This window comes from Frankia sp. AvcI1, assembly GCF_001420875.1.
In the GTDB taxonomy this organism is placed as follows: Bacteria; Actinomycetota; Actinomycetes; order Frankiales; family Frankiaceae; genus Frankia; species Frankia alni.
Map to the genome: position 1 here is coordinate 161,405 of NZ_LJFZ01000010.1, position 18,338 is coordinate 179,742.

10 protein-coding genes and 18 pseudogenes are annotated in these 18,338 nt (G+C 73.3%); 22 read left to right on the forward strand and 6 right to left on the reverse strand.

Features of this window, described 5'->3' with window-relative positions; translation table 11 throughout:
• Positions 1 to 151: 151 nt before the first annotated feature.
• Entirely contained in the window at positions 152 to 1,138 is a 987-nt protein-coding gene (locus UK94_RS12970; protein WP_011604011.1) for a PD-(D/E)XK nuclease family protein, read from the reverse strand.
• Positions 1,139 to 1,615: 477 nt separating this feature from the next.
• On the opposite strand from UK94_RS12970, the gene UK94_RS12980 reads away from it, so the two are divergent.
• The 4 genes and pseudogenes from UK94_RS12980 to UK94_RS50160 form a co-directional block, all read left to right on the forward strand.
• On the forward strand, positions 1,616 to 2,206 hold a 591-nt coding region (locus UK94_RS12980; RefSeq protein ID WP_313949497.1), incomplete at its 3' end, for a site-2 protease family protein.
• 28 nt (positions 2,207 to 2,234) lie between these two features.
• Positions 2,235 to 2,581 (forward strand): annotated as a pseudogene (locus tag UK94_RS50150) (peptidase M50); the annotation flags it as partial.
• A 68-nt stretch (positions 2,582 to 2,649) separates the two neighbouring features.
• Positions 2,650 to 3,093: pseudogene (locus tag UK94_RS50155) on the forward strand (tRNA (adenine-N1)-methyltransferase); the annotation flags it as partial.
• A gap of 1 nt (position 3,094) precedes the next feature.
• Positions 3,095 to 3,534, forward strand: a pseudogene (locus tag UK94_RS50160) (tRNA (adenine-N1)-methyltransferase); the annotation flags it as partial.
• 363 nt (positions 3,535 to 3,897) lie between these two features.
• On the opposite strand, the pseudogene UK94_RS50165 reads toward UK94_RS50160, so the two are convergent.
• Both UK94_RS50165 and UK94_RS50170 read right to left on the reverse strand, forming a co-directional pair.
• Positions 3,898 to 4,027, reverse strand: a pseudogene (locus UK94_RS50165) (ferredoxin); the annotation flags it as partial.
• Position 4,028: 1 nt separating this feature from the next.
• Positions 4,029 to 4,221: pseudogene (locus UK94_RS50170) on the reverse strand (ferredoxin); the annotation flags it as partial.
• Positions 4,222 to 4,340: 119 nt separating this feature from the next.
• Here UK94_RS50170 and UK94_RS50175 point away from each other — a divergent pair.
• The 12 genes and pseudogenes from UK94_RS50175 to UK94_RS50220 all read left to right on the forward strand — a co-directional run.
• The coding region (locus UK94_RS50175; protein ID WP_235487696.1) for an AAA family ATPase at positions 4,341 to 5,405 on the forward strand (1,065 nt) is incomplete at its 3' end.
• A gap of 1 nt (position 5,406) precedes the next feature.
• A pseudogene (locus UK94_RS50180) lies at positions 5,407 to 6,032 on the forward strand (AAA family ATPase); the annotation flags it as partial.
• Between the two features lie 619 nt (positions 6,033 to 6,651).
• Positions 6,652 to 6,851, forward strand: a 200-nt coding sequence (locus UK94_RS50185; protein WP_235487698.1) for a proteasome accessory factor PafA2 family protein, incomplete at its 3' end; no start/stop codon positions are given.
• Between the two features lies 1 nt (position 6,852).
• Positions 6,853 to 7,021, forward strand: a pseudogene (locus UK94_RS50190) (proteasome accessory factor PafA2 family protein); the annotation flags it as partial.
• A gap of 1 nt (position 7,022) precedes the next feature.
• Positions 7,023 to 8,151, forward strand: a pseudogene (gene dop, locus UK94_RS13000) (depupylase/deamidase Dop); the annotation flags it as partial.
• A 189-nt stretch (positions 8,152 to 8,340) separates the two neighbouring features.
• Positions 8,341 to 8,559, forward strand: a complete 219-nt coding sequence (locus UK94_RS13005; protein WP_011604017.1) for a ubiquitin-like protein Pup — start codon at positions 8,341 to 8,343, stop codon at positions 8,557 to 8,559.
• Positions 8,560 to 9,130: 571 nt separating this feature from the next.
• A pseudogene (locus tag UK94_RS50195) lies at positions 9,131 to 9,252 on the forward strand (proteasome subunit beta); the annotation flags it as partial.
• 1 nt (position 9,253) lies between these two features.
• A pseudogene (locus UK94_RS50200) lies at positions 9,254 to 9,524 on the forward strand (proteasome subunit beta); the annotation flags it as partial.
• Between the two features lies 1 nt (position 9,525).
• Positions 9,526 to 9,955 (forward strand): annotated as a pseudogene (prcB, locus tag UK94_RS50205) (proteasome subunit beta); the annotation flags it as partial.
• Position 9,956: 1 nt separating this feature from the next.
• Positions 9,957 to 10,148, forward strand: a pseudogene (locus UK94_RS50210) (proteasome subunit alpha); the annotation flags it as partial.
• A 1-nt stretch (position 10,149) separates the two neighbouring features.
• A pseudogene (gene prcA, locus UK94_RS50215) lies at positions 10,150 to 10,556 on the forward strand (proteasome subunit alpha); the annotation flags it as partial.
• Between the two features lies 1 nt (position 10,557).
• Positions 10,558 to 10,682: pseudogene (locus UK94_RS50220) on the forward strand (proteasome subunit alpha); the annotation flags it as partial.
• A gap of 154 nt (positions 10,683 to 10,836) precedes the next feature.
• Here UK94_RS50220 and UK94_RS50225 read toward each other — a convergent pair.
• The 3 genes and pseudogenes from UK94_RS50225 to UK94_RS50235 form a co-directional block, all read right to left on the reverse strand.
• The coding region (locus UK94_RS50225; RefSeq protein WP_235487700.1) for a dienelactone hydrolase family protein at positions 10,837 to 11,196 on the reverse strand (360 nt) is incomplete at its 5' end.
• Position 11,197: 1 nt separating this feature from the next.
• Positions 11,198 to 11,370 (reverse strand): annotated as a pseudogene (locus UK94_RS50230) (dienelactone hydrolase family protein); the annotation flags it as partial.
• 1 nt (position 11,371) lies between these two features.
• Positions 11,372 to 11,622 (reverse strand): annotated as a pseudogene (locus UK94_RS50235) (dienelactone hydrolase family protein); the annotation flags it as partial.
• Positions 11,623 to 12,899: 1,277 nt separating this feature from the next.
• Here UK94_RS50235 and UK94_RS34655 point away from each other — a divergent pair.
• From UK94_RS34655 to UK94_RS50250, 6 genes and pseudogenes are all read left to right on the forward strand, one after another.
• Positions 12,900 to 14,438 (forward strand): hypothetical protein, encoded by a 1,539-nt coding sequence (locus UK94_RS34655; RefSeq protein ID WP_200912804.1) that lies wholly within the window; start codon positions 12,900 to 12,902, stop codon positions 14,436 to 14,438.
• A gap of 57 nt (positions 14,439 to 14,495) precedes the next feature.
• A partial coding sequence (locus UK94_RS50245) for a proteasome accessory factor PafA2 family protein (RefSeq protein WP_235487702.1) occupies positions 14,496 to 14,906 on the forward strand: 411 nt, incomplete at its 3' end.
• 1 nt (position 14,907) lies between these two features.
• A pseudogene (locus tag UK94_RS13040) lies at positions 14,908 to 15,854 on the forward strand (proteasome accessory factor PafA2 family protein); the annotation flags it as partial.
• A 91-nt stretch (positions 15,855 to 15,945) separates the two neighbouring features.
• Positions 15,946 to 16,575: an FKBP-type peptidyl-prolyl cis-trans isomerase gene (locus tag UK94_RS13045; RefSeq protein WP_055750085.1), complete on the forward strand. Its 630-nt coding sequence runs from the start codon at positions 15,946 to 15,948 to the stop codon at positions 16,573 to 16,575.
• A gap of 160 nt (positions 16,576 to 16,735) precedes the next feature.
• The gene (locus tag UK94_RS13050) at positions 16,736 to 17,875 is read left to right on the forward strand and encodes a WYL domain-containing protein (protein ID WP_235487704.1); all 1,140 of its coding nucleotides are present in this window, start codon (positions 16,736 to 16,738) and stop codon (positions 17,873 to 17,875) included.
• A gap of 3 nt (positions 17,876 to 17,878) precedes the next feature.
• Positions 17,879 to 18,338, forward strand: a pseudogene (locus UK94_RS50250) (WYL domain-containing protein); the annotation flags it as partial.

Genomic DNA, 18,338 nt, shown 5'->3' on the forward strand with positions numbered 1-18,338 from the left:
CGGCCGCCCGGCCCGGACGACCTCGATCGCGCCGTCGGAGTCCCCAACGACCGAGTGATGATCCGCATCTCGGGATCGATCCGGAATCCCCGACAACCCCTCCCATCGACGTTCCCGTCCTCGCCCGCGTGCGGTGTCCTCCCGGCGGCCGTCAGCCGTCCGCCTCGCAGACGGTCGGGGCCGCGTCGTCGAGGGGGAGGGCGGGGGCCTGGCGCGGCAGCGGCGGGGGCGTGCCGCCGAACGCCGGGCACAGCGCCTGGTGATGGCACCAGGAGCACAGGCGGTTGGGGGTGGCCCGCCAGTCCCCGCTGCGGTGGGCCCGGTCGATCGCCGCCCACAGCGCCTCGATCCGCCGCTCGGTGGCCCGCAGGTCCGCCTCGTCCGGGGCGGCCCGCAACCAGGTGCGGTCCCCGAGGTAGTACAGGCGAAGCTCCCGGGGAATCACGCCGCGGATCCGCCACAACAGCAGGGCGTAGAACCTCATCTGGAACATCGCCGAAGCCTCGAACGCCGGCCCGGGCGAGCGGCCGGTCTTGTAGTCGACCACCCGCAGGGCCAGGCCCTGCGGGGTCGTGGCCTCGTCGAGCCGGTCCACGTAGCCGCGCAGCCGCAGCCCGGAGTCGAGCACGTGCTCGACGTAGAGCTCGCGGGCCGACGGGGCGAGCCGGGCCGGGTCCTCCAGCGCGAAGTACCCGGCGAGCAGGTCGCGCGCCGAATCCAGCCAGGCGGCGAGCGCGTCCGGGCCGTCGAAGAGCGTCTCGACGGCGGGCTCCCGTTCGCGCAGCGCCTGCCAGGCCGGCTCGACGAGCGTGCGCGCCGCCTCGAGGGTCCGCCCGGCCGGCGGCAGGTCGAACAGGTTCTCCAGGACCGAGTGCACGACGGTCCCGCGGCTGGCCGCCTCGCTCGGCGGTTCGGGCAGCCGGTCGACGACGCGGAACCGGTAGCGCAGCGGGCAGTTGACGAAGTCCGCCGCCCGCGACGGGGACAGCGAGCCGATCAGCGGCCGCTCGGCACCCCGCGGCCCGCCCGGCGCTGTGGAGCCGACCAGTGCCGCGCGGCCGGCCGGCGCTGCGGGAGCGGCCGCCGACACCGGGGCGTCCCTGGATGCCGCGGAATCAGGCGGCGGCGTCGTGGTCATGACCCGACCCTAGAACCCGCCACCGACACTTTCGCCGGTCGGTCCCGGCCGGCGCCGACGGACGTGCGCGGCGGTGCGGCGGTGGCGGTCCGGTCGCCGGCGGTGCCGTCCCGGGGGACCGGCGCCGCGGGGTGCGCGGCGGGCATCGGCGCGCCGGGGTGGCCCTGACCGGAGGCCTCCGGCACCCCCGCTGGTCACAGGCGTGGACAGGGCCGGCAGACGCGGCCGGATCTGGTCCGTAGCATCGGTTCCATGACGGATCAGCGCGGTGGCACCGGCTCGGATGCCCATGGCGGCACGGGTGGTGCGTCGCGGCATCCGGGGGAACGCCCGTCGGGAGTCGTCATCGGGCGCATCCGCGGCGTCCCGATCATGGTGTCGCCACTCGCGCTGATCTTCGCCCTCCTGGTGGCCTACCTGCTCTCCGGCTCCATCCGGGACCGGCTGCCGACGGCGTCGGACGGCCAGGTCCTCGCCATGGCCACGGTGATCTCCGTCGGCTTCCTGGTCTCCCTGTTGGTCCACGAGATCGGGCACTGCCTGGCCGCGCTCGCCTTCGGTCACACCGTCCGTTCGGTGACGCTGCACGGGTTCGCCGGGTTCACCGAGTTCGAGCCCGAGCCCCGCAGTCCCGGCCGCGAGTTCCTCATCGCCTTCGTCGGGCCGGCGGCCAACGGCGTGCTCGCCGGGCTGTGCTTCCTCGGCCTGCTCGGCATCGGCGGCGACACCCACGTCGGGGTCGTGCTGCGTGATCTCGGGGTCATCAACCTGGCGCTGTTCGTGTTCAACCTGGCCCCCGGAGTGCCGCTGGACGGCGGGCGGGTGGTCATCGCCGCCGTGTGGGCGGTGACCGGGGACAAGCTGCGCGGGCTGCGGGCCGGCGCCTACGGCGGCTTCGTGGTGGCCGCCGGCATGGTCGTCTGGGGTACGACGATCTCCGGCGACAGCTTCGGCCTGTTCTACACGTATGCTCTGGCGGCGTTCCTGGCCTTCGCGGCCTTTCAGTCGCTGCGGGCGGCCCAGCTGCGGGGGCGGCTGCCGGGCCTGTCCGCCGGCCGGCTGGTGNGCNGGACGCTGCCCGTCGAGGGCGCCGTGNCGCTGGCCGAGGCCCTGCGCAGGGCGCAGGAGGTCGGCGCCACCGCCGTCGCGGTGATCGACCGGGACGGTAATCCCATCAAGATCATGAATGGCTCGGCGGTCGACGCGCTGCCCGAGCATCGGAGGCCGTGGATGTCCGTGGACGAGGTGAGCCGGGCGATCGCGCCCGGGATGGTGCTCGACGCCGATCTGGAGGGCGAGGACCTGCTCGCCGCGGTGCAGACCATGCCCGCCTCGGAGTACCTGGTGCTGCAGCACGGCCGGCCGGTCGGCGTGCTCGCCATGGTCGACCTGGTCGCTCGCCTCGACCCGGCCGCCGCCGCACGCATGGTGGCGCAGCGGTGACCGAGCCCGATCTCCGTCCCGGTCCCACCGGCGCGGCGCACCGCCGCGGGCCCTTCACCAAGGGCGANCGGGTGCAGCTCACCGACCCCAAGGGACGCAAGCACACCGTCGTCCTGGAACCGGGCAAGCAGTTCCACACCCACCGCGGCGCCGTCGAGCACGACGCGCTGCTAGGCCGGCCCGAGGGCATCGTCGTCACCAGCACCGGCGGCACCGACTACCTGGCGCTGCGCCCCCTGCTCGTGGACTTCGTGCTGTCGATGCCCCGCGGCGCGACGGTGGTCTATCCCAAGGACGCGGGCCAGATCGTCACGTACGCGGACATCTTCCCGGGCGCGCGCGTGCTCGAGGCCGGCGTCGGCTCGGGCGCGCTGTCCTGCTCCCTGCTGCGCACCATCGGGGACGCCGGTCGGTTGATCTCCTACGAGCGGCGGGAGGACTTCGCCGCCATCGCCCAGCGCAACATCGAGACGTTCTTCGGCGGGCCGCACCCGGCGCACACGGTGATCGTCNGCGATCTGGCCGAGACGACCGAACGGGACATCGACCGGGTCGTCCTCGACATGCTGGCGCCCTGGGACGTCGTGGACGCCGTCAGCGCGGCGCTCGTTCCCGGCGGGGTGGTCTGCGCCTACGTCGCCACGACGACGCAGCTCTCCCGCGTCGTGGAGACCCTGCGCGCGCACGGCACGTTCGCCGAGCCCGCCGCCTGGGAGACGATGATGCGGGACTGGCACGTCGAGGGCCTTGCCGTCCGCCCCGGCCACCGCATGGTCGGCCACACGGGCTTCCTGGTCACCGCGCGCCGCCTCGCCGACGGCGTCACGCCCCCGGTCCGCCGGCGCCGGCCCGCGAAGGGCGCCCTCGGCGAGCCGACGGCCACGGGACCCGCGGAGTCGGCCCCCCTGGCCGCGCCGGTGGCCGCCGAGGACGAGCCCGAGTCCGTCCCCTAGGCCGCCGCGAGGCCCGGCCGCCGGACCTCCTCGGTTCGCACCGCCGGTTGGTTCCGCGCTGCGTACGGTCTGCGCTGCTTCTCGCGCGGCCGGTCCGCTTCTCGCGCGGGCCGGTCCGCACTGCCGCTCTGCCTGGGCTGCCAGCCGCTCTGGGCCGCCTGGCTACCTGGTCTGTGCTGCCTGTGGGGCCGCCTCCACNGGGCACGGCTCCACGGGGCTCGGCTCCACGGGGCTGTGGGCCCGCGGGGCTGTGGGCCCGCGGCCGCACGCCGGCCCGCGCCGTCCACGGCGGCGCGGACGGGCCTTCGGACCCTGCTCCGGCCGGCCCCCTGGTCGGCGGGCGTCGTCCTGGTCAGGGGGTCGTCAGCTCAGGGGGCCGCCGGCCTCGAGGGTGCCGTCCGGGCGTTCCACGTAGATGCACGTCCCCGGACACTCGTCGGCCGCGTCGACGACCGCGTCCACGACCGGGAGGGGGACGGGCACGTACGCTCCGNCGGTCGTCTGGAGCTCACCGGCGTCGTCCTTGACGTAGGCGAGCCCGTCGACGTCGAACTCGAAGACGCTGGGGGCGAGCTGGACGCACAGACCGTCGCCGGTGCAGGCGTTCTGGTCGACCCGCACGCGCAGGCCCGCCGAAACGCCCGGCTTCGCTGGAGTTGCCACAGGGCTCCGATCTTCTGTCACCATGGCACCGTAACCCGCTGTTTACGGCAAAGCCGGGTCGTCCTTGCGTGACCGGCCTGCCAGCGGCGGTCACAACGGTAGTGTGGGTGCGTCCCGGTCAGCACGGGGGAGGTGGAGGCGCAGTGTCCGGTCCCCGTTCGGGCTCTGGCTCCGGTGGGAGCACGGGTCGTCCAGGTGATGCCGAATCACGGCGGTCGGCGTACGAGAAGGAAGCACACGAGCTCACGACGCAGGTCGCCTTCCTGGAAGAGGAAGTGGCCATGCTGCGGCGTAGGTTGTCCGAATCGCCCAGGCAGGTCAGGGTGCTGGAGGAACGCCTCGCGGAGGTTCAGGCCGAGCTGTCGTCCGCCACGGGACAGAACGACAGACTCGTCGCCACCCTCCGGGAGGCGCGCGACCAGATCGTCACCCTGAAGGAGGAGGTCGACAGACTCGCGCAGCCGCCCAGCGGCTACGGGATCTTCGTCTCCCGGTATGACGACGGCACCGTCGACGTGTTCACTCAGGGCAGAAAGCTCCGAGTGACCGTGTCGCCGAGTGTCGACGTCGGCTCGCTCTCGCCCGGCCAGGAGGTCATGCTCAACGAGGCCCTCAACGTGGTCGAGGCTCGCTCCTTCGAGCGACAGGGTGAGATCGTCCTGCTCAAGGAAGTCCTCGAAAGCGGTGACCGAGCACTGGTGATCGGTCACACCGACGAGGAGCGGGTGGTCATGCTGGCCCAACCGCTGCTCGACGGTCCGATCCGCGCGGGGGACTCGTTGTTGATCGAGCCCCGCTCCGGGTACGCCTTCGAGCGAGTCCCGAAGTCCGAGGTCGAGGAGCTCGTCCTCGAAGAGGTCCCGGACATCGGGTACGAGCAGATCGGCGGGCTGAAGAGCCAGATCGAGTCGATCCGCGACTCGGTGGAGCTGCCGTTCCTGTACAAGGACCTGTACCGGGAGCATCAGCTCAAGCCGCCGAAGGGTGTGCTGCTCTACGGCCCACCCGGCTGCGGCAAGACGCTGATCGCGAAGGCGGTCGCGAACTCGTTGGCCAAGAAGGTCGAGGCGATCACCGGCCAGGGCAACGGCCGCGCCTTCTTCCTCAACATCAAGGGCCCCGAGCTGCTCAACAAGTTCGTCGGCGAGACCGAGCGGCAGATCCGGCTGGTGTTCCAGCGGGCGCGCGAGAAGGCGTCCGAGGGAATGNCGGTGATCGTGTTCTTCGACGAGATGGACTCGATCTTCCGGACCCGCGGCTCGGGTGTGTCCTCGGACGTGGAGAACACGATCGTTCCGCAGTTGCTCAGCGAGATCGACGGCGTCGAGCAGCTCGAGAACGTGATCGTGATCGGCGCGTCCAACCGTGAGGACATGATCGACCCGGCGATCCTGCGGCCGGGACGGCTCGACGTCAAGATCAAGGTGGAGCGGCCCGACGCCGAAGCGGCCCGCGACATCTTCGCCAAGTACGTCGTGCCCAGCCTGCCGCTCTACCCGGAGGACCTCGCCGAGTTCGACGGCAACCGGGAGGCCACGGTCGCCGCGATGATCCAGCGCGTCGTCGAGCGGATGTACGCGGAGAGCGAGGAGAACCGCTTCCTCGAGGTGACCTACGCCAACGGTGACAAGGAGGTCCTGTACTTCAAGGACTTCAACTCGGGCGCGATGATCGAGAACATCGTCGCCCGCGCCAAGAAGATGGCGGTCAAGGCGCACATCGAGGGCGGCCTCAAGGGTCTGCGCATGCAGTACCTGCTCGCCGCGTGCCTGGACGAGTTCAAGGAGAACGAGGACCTGCCGAACACGACCAACCCGGACGACTGGGCCCGGATCNCCGNCAAGAAGGGCGAGCGGNTCGTCTACATCCNCACGCTCGTCACCGGAACGAAGGGCACCGAGGCCGGACGCTCCATCGACACCATCGCGAACACCGGCCAGTACCTGTAACGGCCGGCGTAACACCACCGCAGTTCCGTCGCGGTCGCGCTGTCCAGGCGACCGCGACGGGAGGCGGCACGCTTCGTACCGCGGCGCTCGGGACCGAGGAGGTCCCGAGCGCCGCGGTATGTGCGCGGCGAAGGCACGGCCCGCACGGCCCGCCTGGCCCGGCCCTGCCGGGCCCTCGGGCCGGCCCTGCCCGGGCCACGGGCCGGCCCGTTCGGACCGGCCCGTCCGTGCGGGCCCTGCAGCCCACCACGAGGGCTTTCGCGAGGGCGGCCGCCACCTGCGTGGCCGCCTCCGCGGGTCGGTCGCGCCGCGATCCCGTCCCGGCTCAGGGTGCCCCCGATCGGGGGATCCCCGGTTTCGGGAGGGTCCGGTGAGGGGCCATTCGCGCCGATCCNCATCGGGCGGAACGGGTCCGTGCGCACCGCCCAGAACAAACAAGGCGGACGTCCGACCAACCGACCGCCCGCGCAGCACCTACGCTTGCAGAGTGAGCGCGCGCCGGATCATGGGAATCGAGACCGAGTACGGGGTGTCGGTGCCCGGTCAGCCGAACACCAACCAGATGTTGGCCTCGTCGTTGGTGGTGAACTCCTATGCCAACAGAACGTCGTCCTCGGGCAGCCGTGCCCGGTGGGACTTCGAGGAGGAGTCGCCACTGCGGGACGCGCGAGGCTTCGAGCTCCCCCGGGAGCCCGCGGTCGACCCNAGCGCGCCGGCCAACGAGGACGACCTGGGCCTCGCCAACGTCATCCTGACCAACGGGGCGCGGCTCTACGTCGATCACGCCCATCCGGAGTTCTCCTCGCCCGAGGTCACCAACCCGCGCGACGTCGTGCTGTGGGACAAGGCCGGTGAACGGGTGATGGCGGAGGCGGNGCGGCGCGCCCTGACGGTGCCCGGCGCCAAGCCCGTGAACCTGTACAAGAACAACACCGACAACAAGGGCGTCTCCTACGGCTGCCACGAGAACTACCTCATGGCCCGCTCGACGCCGTTCGGGGAGATCGTCCGCAACCTCACCCCGTTCTTCGTCTCCCGCCAGGTCGTCTGCGGTGCCGGTCGGGTCGGCCTCGGCGTGGACAGCCGGGAGGCCGGCTTCCAGATCAGCCAGCGGGCGGACTTCTTCGAGGTCGAGGTGGGCCTCGAGACGACGCTGAAGCGCCCGATCATCAACACCCGCGACGAGCCGCACGCCGACCCGGAGAAGTACCGCCGGCTGCACGTCATCATCGGCGACGCGAACATGAGCGAGGTCGCCACCTACCTGAAGGTGGGGACGACGTCGCTGGTTCTCGCCATGATCGAGGACGGCTGGTTCAGCGTCGACCTGTCCGTGGACGGTCCGGTGGCCGCGCTGCGGGCGATCTCGCACGACCCCTCGCTCAAGCATCTCGTCACGTTGCGCGACGGTCGGAAGATGACCGCCGTGCAGCTGCAGATGGAGTACTTCGAGCAGGCCCGCAAGTACGTGGAGAACCGGTTCGGCTCGGACGTCGACCCGCAGACCGCCGACGTCCTCTCCCGGTGGGAGTCGGTCCTCGGCCGCCTCGAGGTCGACCCGATGAGCTGCGCCCGGGAACTCGACTGGGTCGCCAAGCTGTCGATCCTGGAGGGGTACCGCTCGCGCGACGCCCTGGCCTGGGACTCGCCCCGCCTGGAACTCGTCGACCTGCAGTACCACGACGTCCGGCCGGACAAGGGCCTGTACAACCGCCTCGTCGAGCGCGGCCGGTTCGATCTGGTCGTCAGCGAGGACGAGGTCACCAGGGCGATGACGGAGCCGCCAGAGGACACCCGGGCGTTCTTCCGGGGGCGCTGCCTCGCCCGCTACCCGCAGCAGGTCGCCGCGGCGTCGTGGGACTCGGTGATCTTCGACATCGGCCGGGACTCCCTGCAGCGGGTGCCGACCCTGGAGCCGTTGCGGGGGACGAGGGCGCACGTGGGCGAGCTGCTCGACCGGTGCGCCACCGCCGCGGATCTCGTCGACGCGCTGGCCGGCCGCTGAGGAGGCCGCAGGCCCCCTTCCTCGCCCGTCGCCGCGCCGGGCCGCCCCCGGCTGACCTGCGGGCGTTGCGCCCTGGGCGGACGTCGCGACGAGACGGTCAGTTCGTGATGGAGTGGACCTCTCACCGATCCGACTGATGGTGTCGGTGGGGCGGGATAGTGTCGCGCCAGGCGATCGAAGGAGGGCTTCATGGCCACCAGGGACAGCGGCGGCGGGCAGCAGCACACCAACCGGCATGCCGACGAGGTCGAGGAGGTCGCCGCCGAGGGCAACGACGCCAGCGACCTCAAGGAGCGGCACGAGAAGCTGTCCGAGGACGTCGACTCGCTCCTCGACGAGATCGACGACGTCCTCGAGGAGAACGCCGAGGAGTTCGTCAAGGGCTACGTCCAGAAGGGCGGCGAGTGACCGCGCGGCGTCGGCGGGGCTGAGCCCGCACCGCGCACCGGCTCCGGGCGCGCTCGGGGCACCGGAAGGTGCCTCTCGATCGTGGCGGTCGTCCTGTGTCGCCTGACCGCCGCCGGCCGGGTCGCCCGCCCGCGCCCCGTGTGTCGCCCGCCGGGTTCCACCGGCGGGCGAGGCCGGGGCGTGGAGGGTTGCCGGGCGCCGGAACCACGGTGTCGGCCTCCGTTGCGCCGCACGCCGCGGTCCGCGGCGTGCGGATCGCCGCTGGTCGCGTCGGCGGCCGGCCGGGTGTGCCCGGACGGCCTGATCCGGCCCGGGGCGCGCCGCGGGGTGCGGCCGGGTGTCGCGGCCGGGTCGGCCGGGTGCCCGCGGACGGTCCGCGNGGGGTGGATGTGCGGTCGGTGCGGGAGCGGGCTGCGCGCCCGGATCGCCGGTCGGTCGCCGAGCCGGTCGCCCTGGCCGACCGCACCAGGTGGCCATGGCCCTATGTTGTGCTCATGCGCACGTCGCCCGCGGTTCCCGGAGACGACCGGGACGCCGCGGACCGTGTGACCGTCTATCGGAAGGGGGATGCGTGGCTGATCCAATGGGTGGCGCCGGGCGCCTACCGGCTGTGTTCATGACACCGGGAACGTCGTCGTTCACCGATTTCCTGTCGCAGTCGGCGCCGCACCTGCTGCCGGGGGCCCGGGGTGGNCTGCCGGGGCCGGTCACCGAGGTGGCGCACGGCACGACGATCGTGGCGGTGACGTTCCCCGGTGGTGTGATCATGGCCGGTGACCGCCGGGCGACGCAGGGGCACATGATCGCCCAGCGGGACGTCGAGAAGGTGCACCACGCCGATGACTTCTCCTGCGTGGGCTACGCCGGCACGGCCGGGGTCGGCGCCGAGCTGATCCGGCTGTTCCAGGTGGAGCTGGAGCACTACGAGAAGATCGAGGGCGCGACCCTGAGCCTGGACGCCAAGGNCAACCGGCTGGCGGCCATGGTCAAGGGGAACCTCCCGATGGCCCTGCAGGGCCTCGCCGTCGTGCCCCTGTTCGCCGGCTACGACCCGGACCTGGACAAGGGCCGGATCTTCTCCTACGACATCGCCGCGGCGAAGTCCGAGGAGCGTACCTACGAGTCCATCGGTTCCGGCTCGGTGTTCGCGAAGGGCTCGCTGAAGAAGCGCTTCCGCGTCGACCTGACCCAGGACGACGCGGTGCGGATCGCCGTCGAGGCCCTCTACGATGCCGCCGACGACGACTCGGCCACCGGTGGCCCGGACACGATCCGCAAGCTGTACCCGATCGTCGCGTCGGTCACGTCCGACGGGTACCGCCGCTACGGCGACGACGAGGTAGAACCCGTGGTGACCGCCATCATCGCGGACCGTTCCACGAGCGCGGGAGGCTGACGTGACCATGCCGTTCGGATACGCGAGCCCCGAACAGCAGGTCCGCGACAAGTCCGAGTACGCGCGCAAGGGCATCGCGCGCGGGCGCAGCGTCGTCGTCATCACCTACGCGGACGGGATCCTGTTCGTCGCCGAGAACCCCTCGGCGACCCTGCACAAGATCAGCGAGATCTACGACCGCATCGCGTTCGCCNCCGTGGGCAAGTACAACGAGTTCGAGAATCTGCGCACGGCCGGCATCCGTCTGATGGACTCCCGCGGCTACATGTACGACCGGCGCGACGTGACCAGCCGGGCCCTCGCCAACGCCTACGCGCAGACCCTCGGGGCGATCTTCACCGAGAGCGTGAAGCCCTACGAGGTCGAGATCGTGGTGGCCGAGGTCGGTCCCACCACCGACGACGACCAGATCTACAAGCTGACGTTCGACGGGTCGATCGCCGACGAGCGGGGGTTCGTCGCGATCGGCGGCGCCTCCGACCAGGTCACGACCTCGCTGAAGGAGCACCACCGGGACGGCCAGCCCCTCGCCGACGCCCTGCGGGTCGCGGTCCAGGCGCTGACCGTCAGCGTCCCGCCGGGGCTGCCGCAGAACGGCGAGNGGGTGCTCACCGCGGCCAACCTGGAGGTCGGGATGCTCGACCGGACCCGTGCCCGGCGCCAGTTCAAGCGGATCGCCGGTCCCGCCCTGGCCGAGCTGCTCGCCCAGACCGCCACCTCGTCCTGACCGCCCGCTTCTGACCGACCGGATCTTCTTGGCCGACAGGCTCCTCTTGACCGATCGGTTCCTTGATCGACCGCTTCTGATCGACCGCCTCTGATCGACAGAGCCGGCCGGTCCGGTCAGGGCCCCAGGGCGACTGCCGGACCGGCCGGGCGGCTCAGCGCGGGCGGACGTGCTCGTCGAGGAAGGCGAGCGCGCGGGACCAGGCGTCCGCGGCGGCGACCGGGCGGTACACCGCCTCCCGGTCGTCGCTGTGGAAGGCGTGTCCCGCGTCCGGGTAGCTGACGAGTTCCGTCGGCGCGCCGCTGCGGGCGGCCGCGGCCCGCAGCGCGGCGATCTCGTCCGCGCTGATCAGAGCGTCCTGCTCGCCGTAGAGGCCGAGCCACGGCACGCGCAGCGCCGGGGCCGCCTCGACCAGCGGCGGCACGCCCGGCCAGTACGGCGTGCTCACCCCGCCGCCGTAGAACGACACCGCCGCGGCCAGCGGGTGGCGGGTGGCGGTGTGCAGCGCCACGGTNCCGCCCATGCAGAACCCGACGATCGCGCTCTGCCCGGCGTCGAAGCCGGAGTCGGCGAGATGGGTGAGCGCCGCGTCGACGTCGGCGTCGATGCCCGTCCCCGTCAGCGTCTCCATCGCCGGGACCGCCCCCGGCCAGCCGCCGGCCGGGTCGACCTCGTCGAAGCCGTCCCGNTGGTAGAGGTGCGGCGCCACGGTCAGCCAGCCGGCCCCCGCCAACCGGTCGCACACGGAGACCAGGTACGGCGTGATGCCGCGGGCGTCCTGGACGACGACGACGCCACCGCGGGGCGGGTCGTCCGCCGCGGGGGCCACGATCGTCAGCGGGACGGAGTCCCGCCGGGTGACCTCCGCCCGCAGGTGGCTCTTCAGGGTGCCGTTGCGGTGGGACTGGCTGGACGTCGCATCGTTCGTTCCGGTTGTCATGGCGNCCATCCTTCCCCGTCGCAGCCGTCGTGACCGCATGGCCTGCGTCGGACATGCCACCGTCGCGGCCCTGGCGTGTGGGCGCCTCACGTCGACCCCCGTGTGGCGGCCCACCGCAGTGCCCCCGGCCTGCCCGCCGGGGCCGCCGGAGGGCGCCGGGAACCGCCGGGTGACGACGGATTCCGTCGCGAAACGCCGTGCCGCGACACGCCGCCGGACGGGCCGCGACACCGTGAAGGCGGCACGCTACTCCCCGTAGCGTCCCGGCGGGCTCCGCCGGACGGAGGGGAGGATGCGGTGAGCAGACCGCTGCCGAACAGGACGGCGAGTGCGCGCACGACGGCGGACTCGCGGGGCACGGCGGGCGCGGCGCGGGCCGGCGTGACCGGGACAGCGGTCCCGTGGTGACCGGCGGCCGGCACCGGGAGGGTGACCGAGGTCCCCTGCCCGGGCAACGTCACCAACCCGGCCCGCAGGCGGACGGCGCCGCCGGACCGAGCGCCGAGCCGGCCGCCCACCGCGAGCCGGCCGCCCACCGTGAGCGGGACGGCCTTCGTGAGCGGGACGGCCTTCGTGAGCGAGACGACCTTCGCGAGCGGGACGGCCTTCGTGAGTCGGACGGCCTTCGGGGTGCCGACGGCGCCGATGGTTCGGGCGGCCGTGAGAGTTCGGGCGGCCCTGACCCTTCGGGCGGCCTTCGTGGTGCCGTCGACCAGCGGGATCCGGGCGGCATGCGTGCTCCGGCCGGGAGCGGCTCCGCGGTCGGCTGGCACGCCCATCCCGGTTACCCGCCGCACGAACACGGGCGGGGCGACATCGGCTCGCCGGACCACCGACCGGCGTACGGCCACCGCCATGCGGCCGACGGCGGCGTGGTCCCGACTCCGGACGGCAGCGACCCTGCCGGTGACACCTCGCCGGGCGCCCCCCTGGCCGCTGGCGATGGCGCCGGCTCGGTCCGTGTCCGTGGCTCGTCGGGTGTCCCCGGCTCGTCGGGTGTCCCCGGTTCGTCGGGTGTTCCTGGTTCGTCGGGTGTTCCTGGTTCGTCGGGTGTTCCTGGTTCGTCGGGTGTTCCTGGTTCGTCGGGTGTTCCTGGTTCGTCGGGTGTTCCTGGTTCGTCGGGTGTTCCCGGTTCGGGAGGTCTGCCTGCCACGGCAGGGGCGCCCGGCCTGGCGCGGGCGGGACGCTGGAGGCCGGCCGCCCCGGCGGAGCAGCGCCCCGGGCGTGACCCGCTCGGCCTGCGCGCGGTGCGGCGGGCCGGTGCCATCACGGTCGGGATGGCCGTGCTGATGGGGATCCTCGTCTGGCTCTACGGGACGTCGGTGACCAGCCTGCGGCCACGGGACCTGCCGATCCTCACCGTGGGTCCGGCGCCCGCGGCGACCGCGCTCGCCGACCAGATCAGCCGGGTCGAGCCCGGCGCGCTCACCGTGCACACCGTGCCGACCGTCGCCGCGGCCGACCAGGCTCTACGCGATCGCGACGCCTACGCTGCGATCGTCATCGGCAACGACGGGCTGACGCTGCGGGTCGCCTCCGCGGCCAGTCCCGCGGTGACCGAGGCGATAACCCGGGGCATCCGGGTGTTCATGCCCGGTCTGGAGATCCCGGTCGTCGACGTGGTCGCGAACGCGCCCAGGGACCTGGCCGGCGGAGGACTGGCCGCCGGGTACCTGCCGCTCGTGCTCGTCATCGCCGCCGCGGGGGTGCTGCTGACCCGGCTCGTCCGCTCCCGCGCGGTCCGGCTGGCCGGCATCGCGGTACTCGCGGTGCTCTGCGGGTTCGCCGGGACGGTGGCGCTGCAGGGCGCGCTGGACGTCCTGCCGGGTTCCTTCCTGACGACGATGGCGGTGCTGACCCTGCTGGCCCTGGCGGTCGCCGGGCCGATCGTGGGGGTCGGCGCGGTGGCGGGGACGCCGGGCCTGGTGGGCGCCGTCCTGGTGACGGTCGCGGGCGCCGCGCTGTCGGCCGTACAGTCCGCGCCCGAGATGCTGCCCCGTCCGTGGGGGGACATCGGCCAGTTCGGGCCGCCCGGAGCGGGGGCGACCCTGCTGCGCTCCACCAGCTACTTCGAGGGCGCGGCCGGCGGCCGGCCGGTGGTCGTGCTGGCCGTCTGGCTGGTGGTCGGCCTCTGGCTGGCCTTCGTGGGGGAGCGCGGCGCCGCCTCGTCGCTGTACCCGGGTACCCGGGGTACCCCCCGGTCGGACCAGGAGCCGCACCGACAGCCGGCCGGCATCGCCCCGGCCGGTGCAACCGCGACGGGTGCGCCGCTGGCGGGCGGGGCCACGATTCCGGCAGGCGCAGGCGCAGGCGCAGGCGCAGGCGCAGGCGCAGGCGTTACGGCCACGGCGGGTTCCGGTTCGGGCGCGGCGGGCTCGGGCGTGCCAAGCCCGGGGGCGGCGGCGGTGCCCGCACGAGCCGGCGCGACCGCGGCGGACGAGGTGTGGGCACCCCAGGAAGCGGCCGGTGGCCCTGTGCCTCCCGGTGGCCCAGTGCCTCCCGGTGGCCCTGTGCCTACCGGTGGGTCGGCACTGCCGGGTGGTTCGGTGCTGCCCGGTGCTTCGGTGGGGCCCGGTGGCGGGGCGGCGGTGGATCAGGCGCCGGCGGCGCGCGCGGGAAGCGCGCCCGGTGGGCCACCGGCCGCGGTGGCGACTCCCCTGCCGACGTGGCGTTCGCCGCTGGAGCGCACCGTGCCGATCGAGCCGTCGGGAGGAGGCGTCCGGCTGGTGCCCCCGACCCGTCCGGGTGACCCGCCACCAGGGCGTGGGGGAGCCCCCGCGGGGGGTGCGACGGCGGGCGGGTCGGAATCCCGCTGACCTCGAGCCCGAGCGTCTGGCCACGCCAGGGTGGCATCCGAGCATAGGGTCACAGACGTGGATCGCCGCATCTTCGGACTGGAGAACGAGTACGGCGTCACCTGCGTGTTCCGGGGGCAGCGGCGGCTGTCCCCGGACGAGGTGGCGCGGTACCTGTTCCGTCGTGTCGTGTCATGGGGACGCAGCAGCAACGTGTTCCTCAAGAACGGCGCCCGCCTCTACCTCGACGTCGGGAGCCATCCGGAGTACGCCACCCCGGAATGTGACTCCGTCCCCGACCTCGTCACCCACGACAAGGCCGGCGAGCGGATCCTGGAGGGCCTGCTCGTCGAGGCCGAACGGCGCCTGCGGGAGGAGGGCATCGCCGGAGACATCCATCTGTTCAAGAACAACACCGACTCCGCCGGCAACAGCTACGGCTGCCACGAGAACTATCTCGTCGGCCGGCACGGCGAGTTCTCCAAGCTCNCCGACGTGCTGGTGCCCTTCCTGGTCAGCCGGCAGATCCTCTGCGGGGCCGGCAAGGTGCTGCAGACCCCGCGCGGCGCGGTCTACTGCATCTCCCAGCGCGCCGAGCACATCTGGGAGTCGGTGTCGTCGGCGACCACCCGGTCCCGCCCGATCATCAACACCCGGGACGAGCCGCATGCGGACGCCGAGCGCTTCCGCCGCCTGCACGTGATCGTCGGCGACTCGAACATGAGCGAGACGACGATGCTGCTCAAGCTCGGCTCCACCGACCTGGTGCTGCGCATGATCGAGGCCGGCGTCATGCTGCGCGACATGACGCTGGAGAACCCGATCCGGGCGATCCGCGAGGTCAGCCACGACATGACCTGCCAGCGCAAGATCAAGCTGGCGAACGGTCGCGAGGTCAGCGCGCTGGACATCCAGCGGGAGTACTACTCGAAGGCCGTCGAGTTCGTCGAGCGCCGCGGCGGCGACGAGGTCGCCAAGCGGGTGCTCGACCTGTGGGGCCGTACGCTGCTCGCGATCGAGACCGACGACCTCGAACTCGTCGCCCGGGAGATCGACTGGGTGACGAAGTACGTGCTCATCGAGCGGTTCCGGCACAAGCACGGCCTGTCGCTGGCTTCGCCGCGGGTCGCCGAGCTCGACCTGAAGTACCACGACATCCACCGCGATCGCGGGCTGTACTACCGGATGGAGCGGGCGGGCCTCGTCGAGCGGGTGACCCGCGACCTCGACGTGTTCGAGGCCAAGTCGCGCCCGCCGCAGACCACCCGCGCCCGGCTGCGCGGCGAGTTCATCAAGCGGGCCCAGGAGAAGCGGCGCGACTTCACGGTCGACTGGGTCCACCTCAAGCTCAACGATCAGGCGCAGCGTACGGTCCTGTGCAAGGACCCGTTCCGCTCCGTCGACGACCGGGTGGACAAGCTCATCGCCAGCATGTGAGGACCCGACCCCTGTGATGTCCGCTTCGCGGCGCGCCCGCGCCGCCCTGACCGCCCCGCGCATGGCGGTCCAGCGCATGGCCGTCCAGCGCATGGCCGTCCAGCGCGCCACCGCCCCGCGCGCGACCACCCCGCTCGCGCGGGTCGCCCACCGTCGGCGCCTGCTCGCCGGCGTGGTGCTGCCCGCCGTGCTGGTCGTCCCGGTTCTCGCGGGCTGCGCCGCCTCGGACGCTCCCGACGGCACCAGCGCCGCGCCGGCGCAGGCCGTGACCGCCGGCTCCCGCCTGCCCGTGGTGCAGAACGCCACCGACCTGACCCGCAAGCCGCTGTCCGCGGCGGGGTCGGGAACCGCGCCGACGACGCTGGTCACCGACGACCTCGTGACCGGCCACGGGGCGCGCGCCTCGGCCACCAGCACCGTGGTCGTCCAGTACTCCGGCGTGCTGTGGCGCAACGGCCAGGAGTTCGACACCACCTGGGGCACCGGGCAGGCGGCCACCTTCCCGCTCGACAGCACCATCCCCGGCTTCGGGCGCGGCATCGACGGCATGCGCGTCGGCGGCCGCCGGCAGATCGTCATCCCGCCCGACCTCGGCTACGGGCCGGCGGGCGGCCAGCCGCCGACCATCCTCGCCGACGACACTCTGGTCTTCGTGGTCGACCTGCTCGCCGTCCAGGGCGGCGCAGGTGCCGGTGCAGGCGGGGCGACCGTCCAGCCCTAGCCGCCTGCGTGGCCGGCGGGAAGGGCAGCGGAGTCGGGTCGCGGGTGGTCGCGGGTGGTCGCGGGTGGGGGCGGTGCCGGCCCGGCGCCGCCGGCCGGCTAGCGTGTGTCAGGTGTCCCGGCGACGGGTGGAGCGCCTGCTGAACCTGACGATGTGCCTGATGGCGACATCGCGCTTCCTCACCGTGTCCCAGCTCGGTGAGCTGGTGGAGGGCTACGAGCCCGGCGTCACCGAGGAGGAGCAGGAGGCCTTCCGGCGGATGTTCGAGCGGGACAAGGCCTACCTGCGTGAGATCGGCATCCCGCTGGAGACCGGGGCGGACTCGGCGTTCAGCGACGAGGTCGGCTACCGGATCCGCCGCGGCGACTACGCCCTGCCCGACATCGCGCTGGCACCGGACGAGGCCGCCGCGCTGGCGCTGGCCGGGTCGCTGTGGTCGACGACGGCGCTGGCCGGGCCGGCGGCGAGCGCACTGCGCAAACTGGCCGCCGGCAGGGCCGCGGTCGGCGGCGGTGCTGACAGGGGCGGTGCTGACGGGGGCGGTGCTGACGGGGGCGATCCTGAGGGCTCCGACGGCTTCGCCCCTCTGAACGGTCTCGACACTCTGGACGGCTTCGAGCCGCGGGTCGACGCGCGGGATCCGGCGTTCGAGCCGTGCCTCGCCGCGGTGCAGGCCGGCCGGGCGATCCGCTTCCCCTACCGCAAGGTCGGCGAGATCGGCGCGGCCGAGCGGCACGTCGAGCCGTGGGGCGTGCTGTCCTGGCGGGGCCGCTGGTACCTGGCGGGCCACGACGTCGTCCGCGGCGCCCCGCGGGTGTTCCGGCTGTCCCGGTTCGCGGGGCCCGTGCGGCCGGTCGGACCCGGCGGGGCCGTGCGCGTCCCGCCGGACGTCGACCTCTACGCCATGGTCTCCACCGAGGCCCCGCCGGACCGGGTGCGCACCGCGACGCTCGCCGTGCGTCGCGGCACCGGCCACGCGCTGCGCCGCGGCGCTCGCCCCGTCCATCCCGCCTGCCCCCCGACCGAACCGCCGCCGGGCCTGCTCACCGGCCTGCCGGCCGAGGTGGGAGGTCGGCCGGCCGAGGCGGGGCGGCGGCCGGTCGTGCCGGCGGACATGGACCTGGTGGAGCGGGAGTTCGCCGACACCGAGCGGTTCGCCCGCTGGATCGTCGGGTCGGGGCCGGACGTGCTCGTGCTGGGGCCGCCGGAGCTGCGCGCCGCCGTGGTCGCCCGCCTGCGGGCAGCGGCCGCGGGCACCGCCGGCGCGCAGGCGGCCGCCGCGGTTCCCGGCGGGCGATGAGCGATGAGCGCCGCGACCGACCGGTTGAGCCGGCTGCTCGCCCTCGTCCCCTGGCTGCGGGCGCATCCCGGCGTCCCGCTGCCGGCCGCCGCGGAGGCCTTCGGCATCACGCCGCGCCAGCTACGCGACGACCTGGATCTGCTGTTCGTCTGCGGACTGCCCGGCGGGGCGCCGGGCGACCTCATCGATCTGAGCTACTCCGGGGACCGAATCACCGTCGCCGATCCGCAGACCCTCGACCGGCCGCTGCGCCTGTCGGTGGACGAGGCCACGGCGTTGGTCGTCGCCGCCCGCGCGCTCGCCGACGTGCCGGGGCTCGCCGGCCGGGAGGCTCTCGACCGGGCGCTGGAGAAACTGGAGAAGGCGGTCGGCGCGGCGGGCAGCGTCGCCGGCCAGGTGCGGGTGAGCCTCGACACCCACGCCGACGTGCTCGCCGCGGTGCAGCGGGCGGTGCGGCAACGCC

Excerpts from the sequence above, each read along its gene's own strand:
- UK94_RS13045 (WP_055750085.1), top strand. The coding sequence starts at position 15,946 with ATGGCCGTCCAGCGCGCCACCGCCCCGCGCGCGACCACCCCGCTCGCG.
- UK94_RS13050 (WP_235487704.1), top strand. The coding sequence starts at position 16,736 with ATGGCGACATCGCGCTTCCTCACCGTGTCCCAGCTCGGTGAGCTGGTG.
- UK94_RS13005 (WP_011604017.1), top strand. The coding sequence starts at position 8,341 with ATGGCCACCAGGGACAGCGGCGGCGGGCAGCAGCACACCAACCGGCAT.
- UK94_RS12970 (WP_011604011.1), bottom strand. The coding sequence starts at position 1,138 with ATGACCACGACGCCGCCGCCTGATTCCGCGGCATCCAGGGACGCCCCG.
- UK94_RS34655 (WP_200912804.1), top strand. The coding sequence starts at position 12,900 with ATGGCCGTGCTGATGGGGATCCTCGTCTGGCTCTACGGGACGTCGGTG.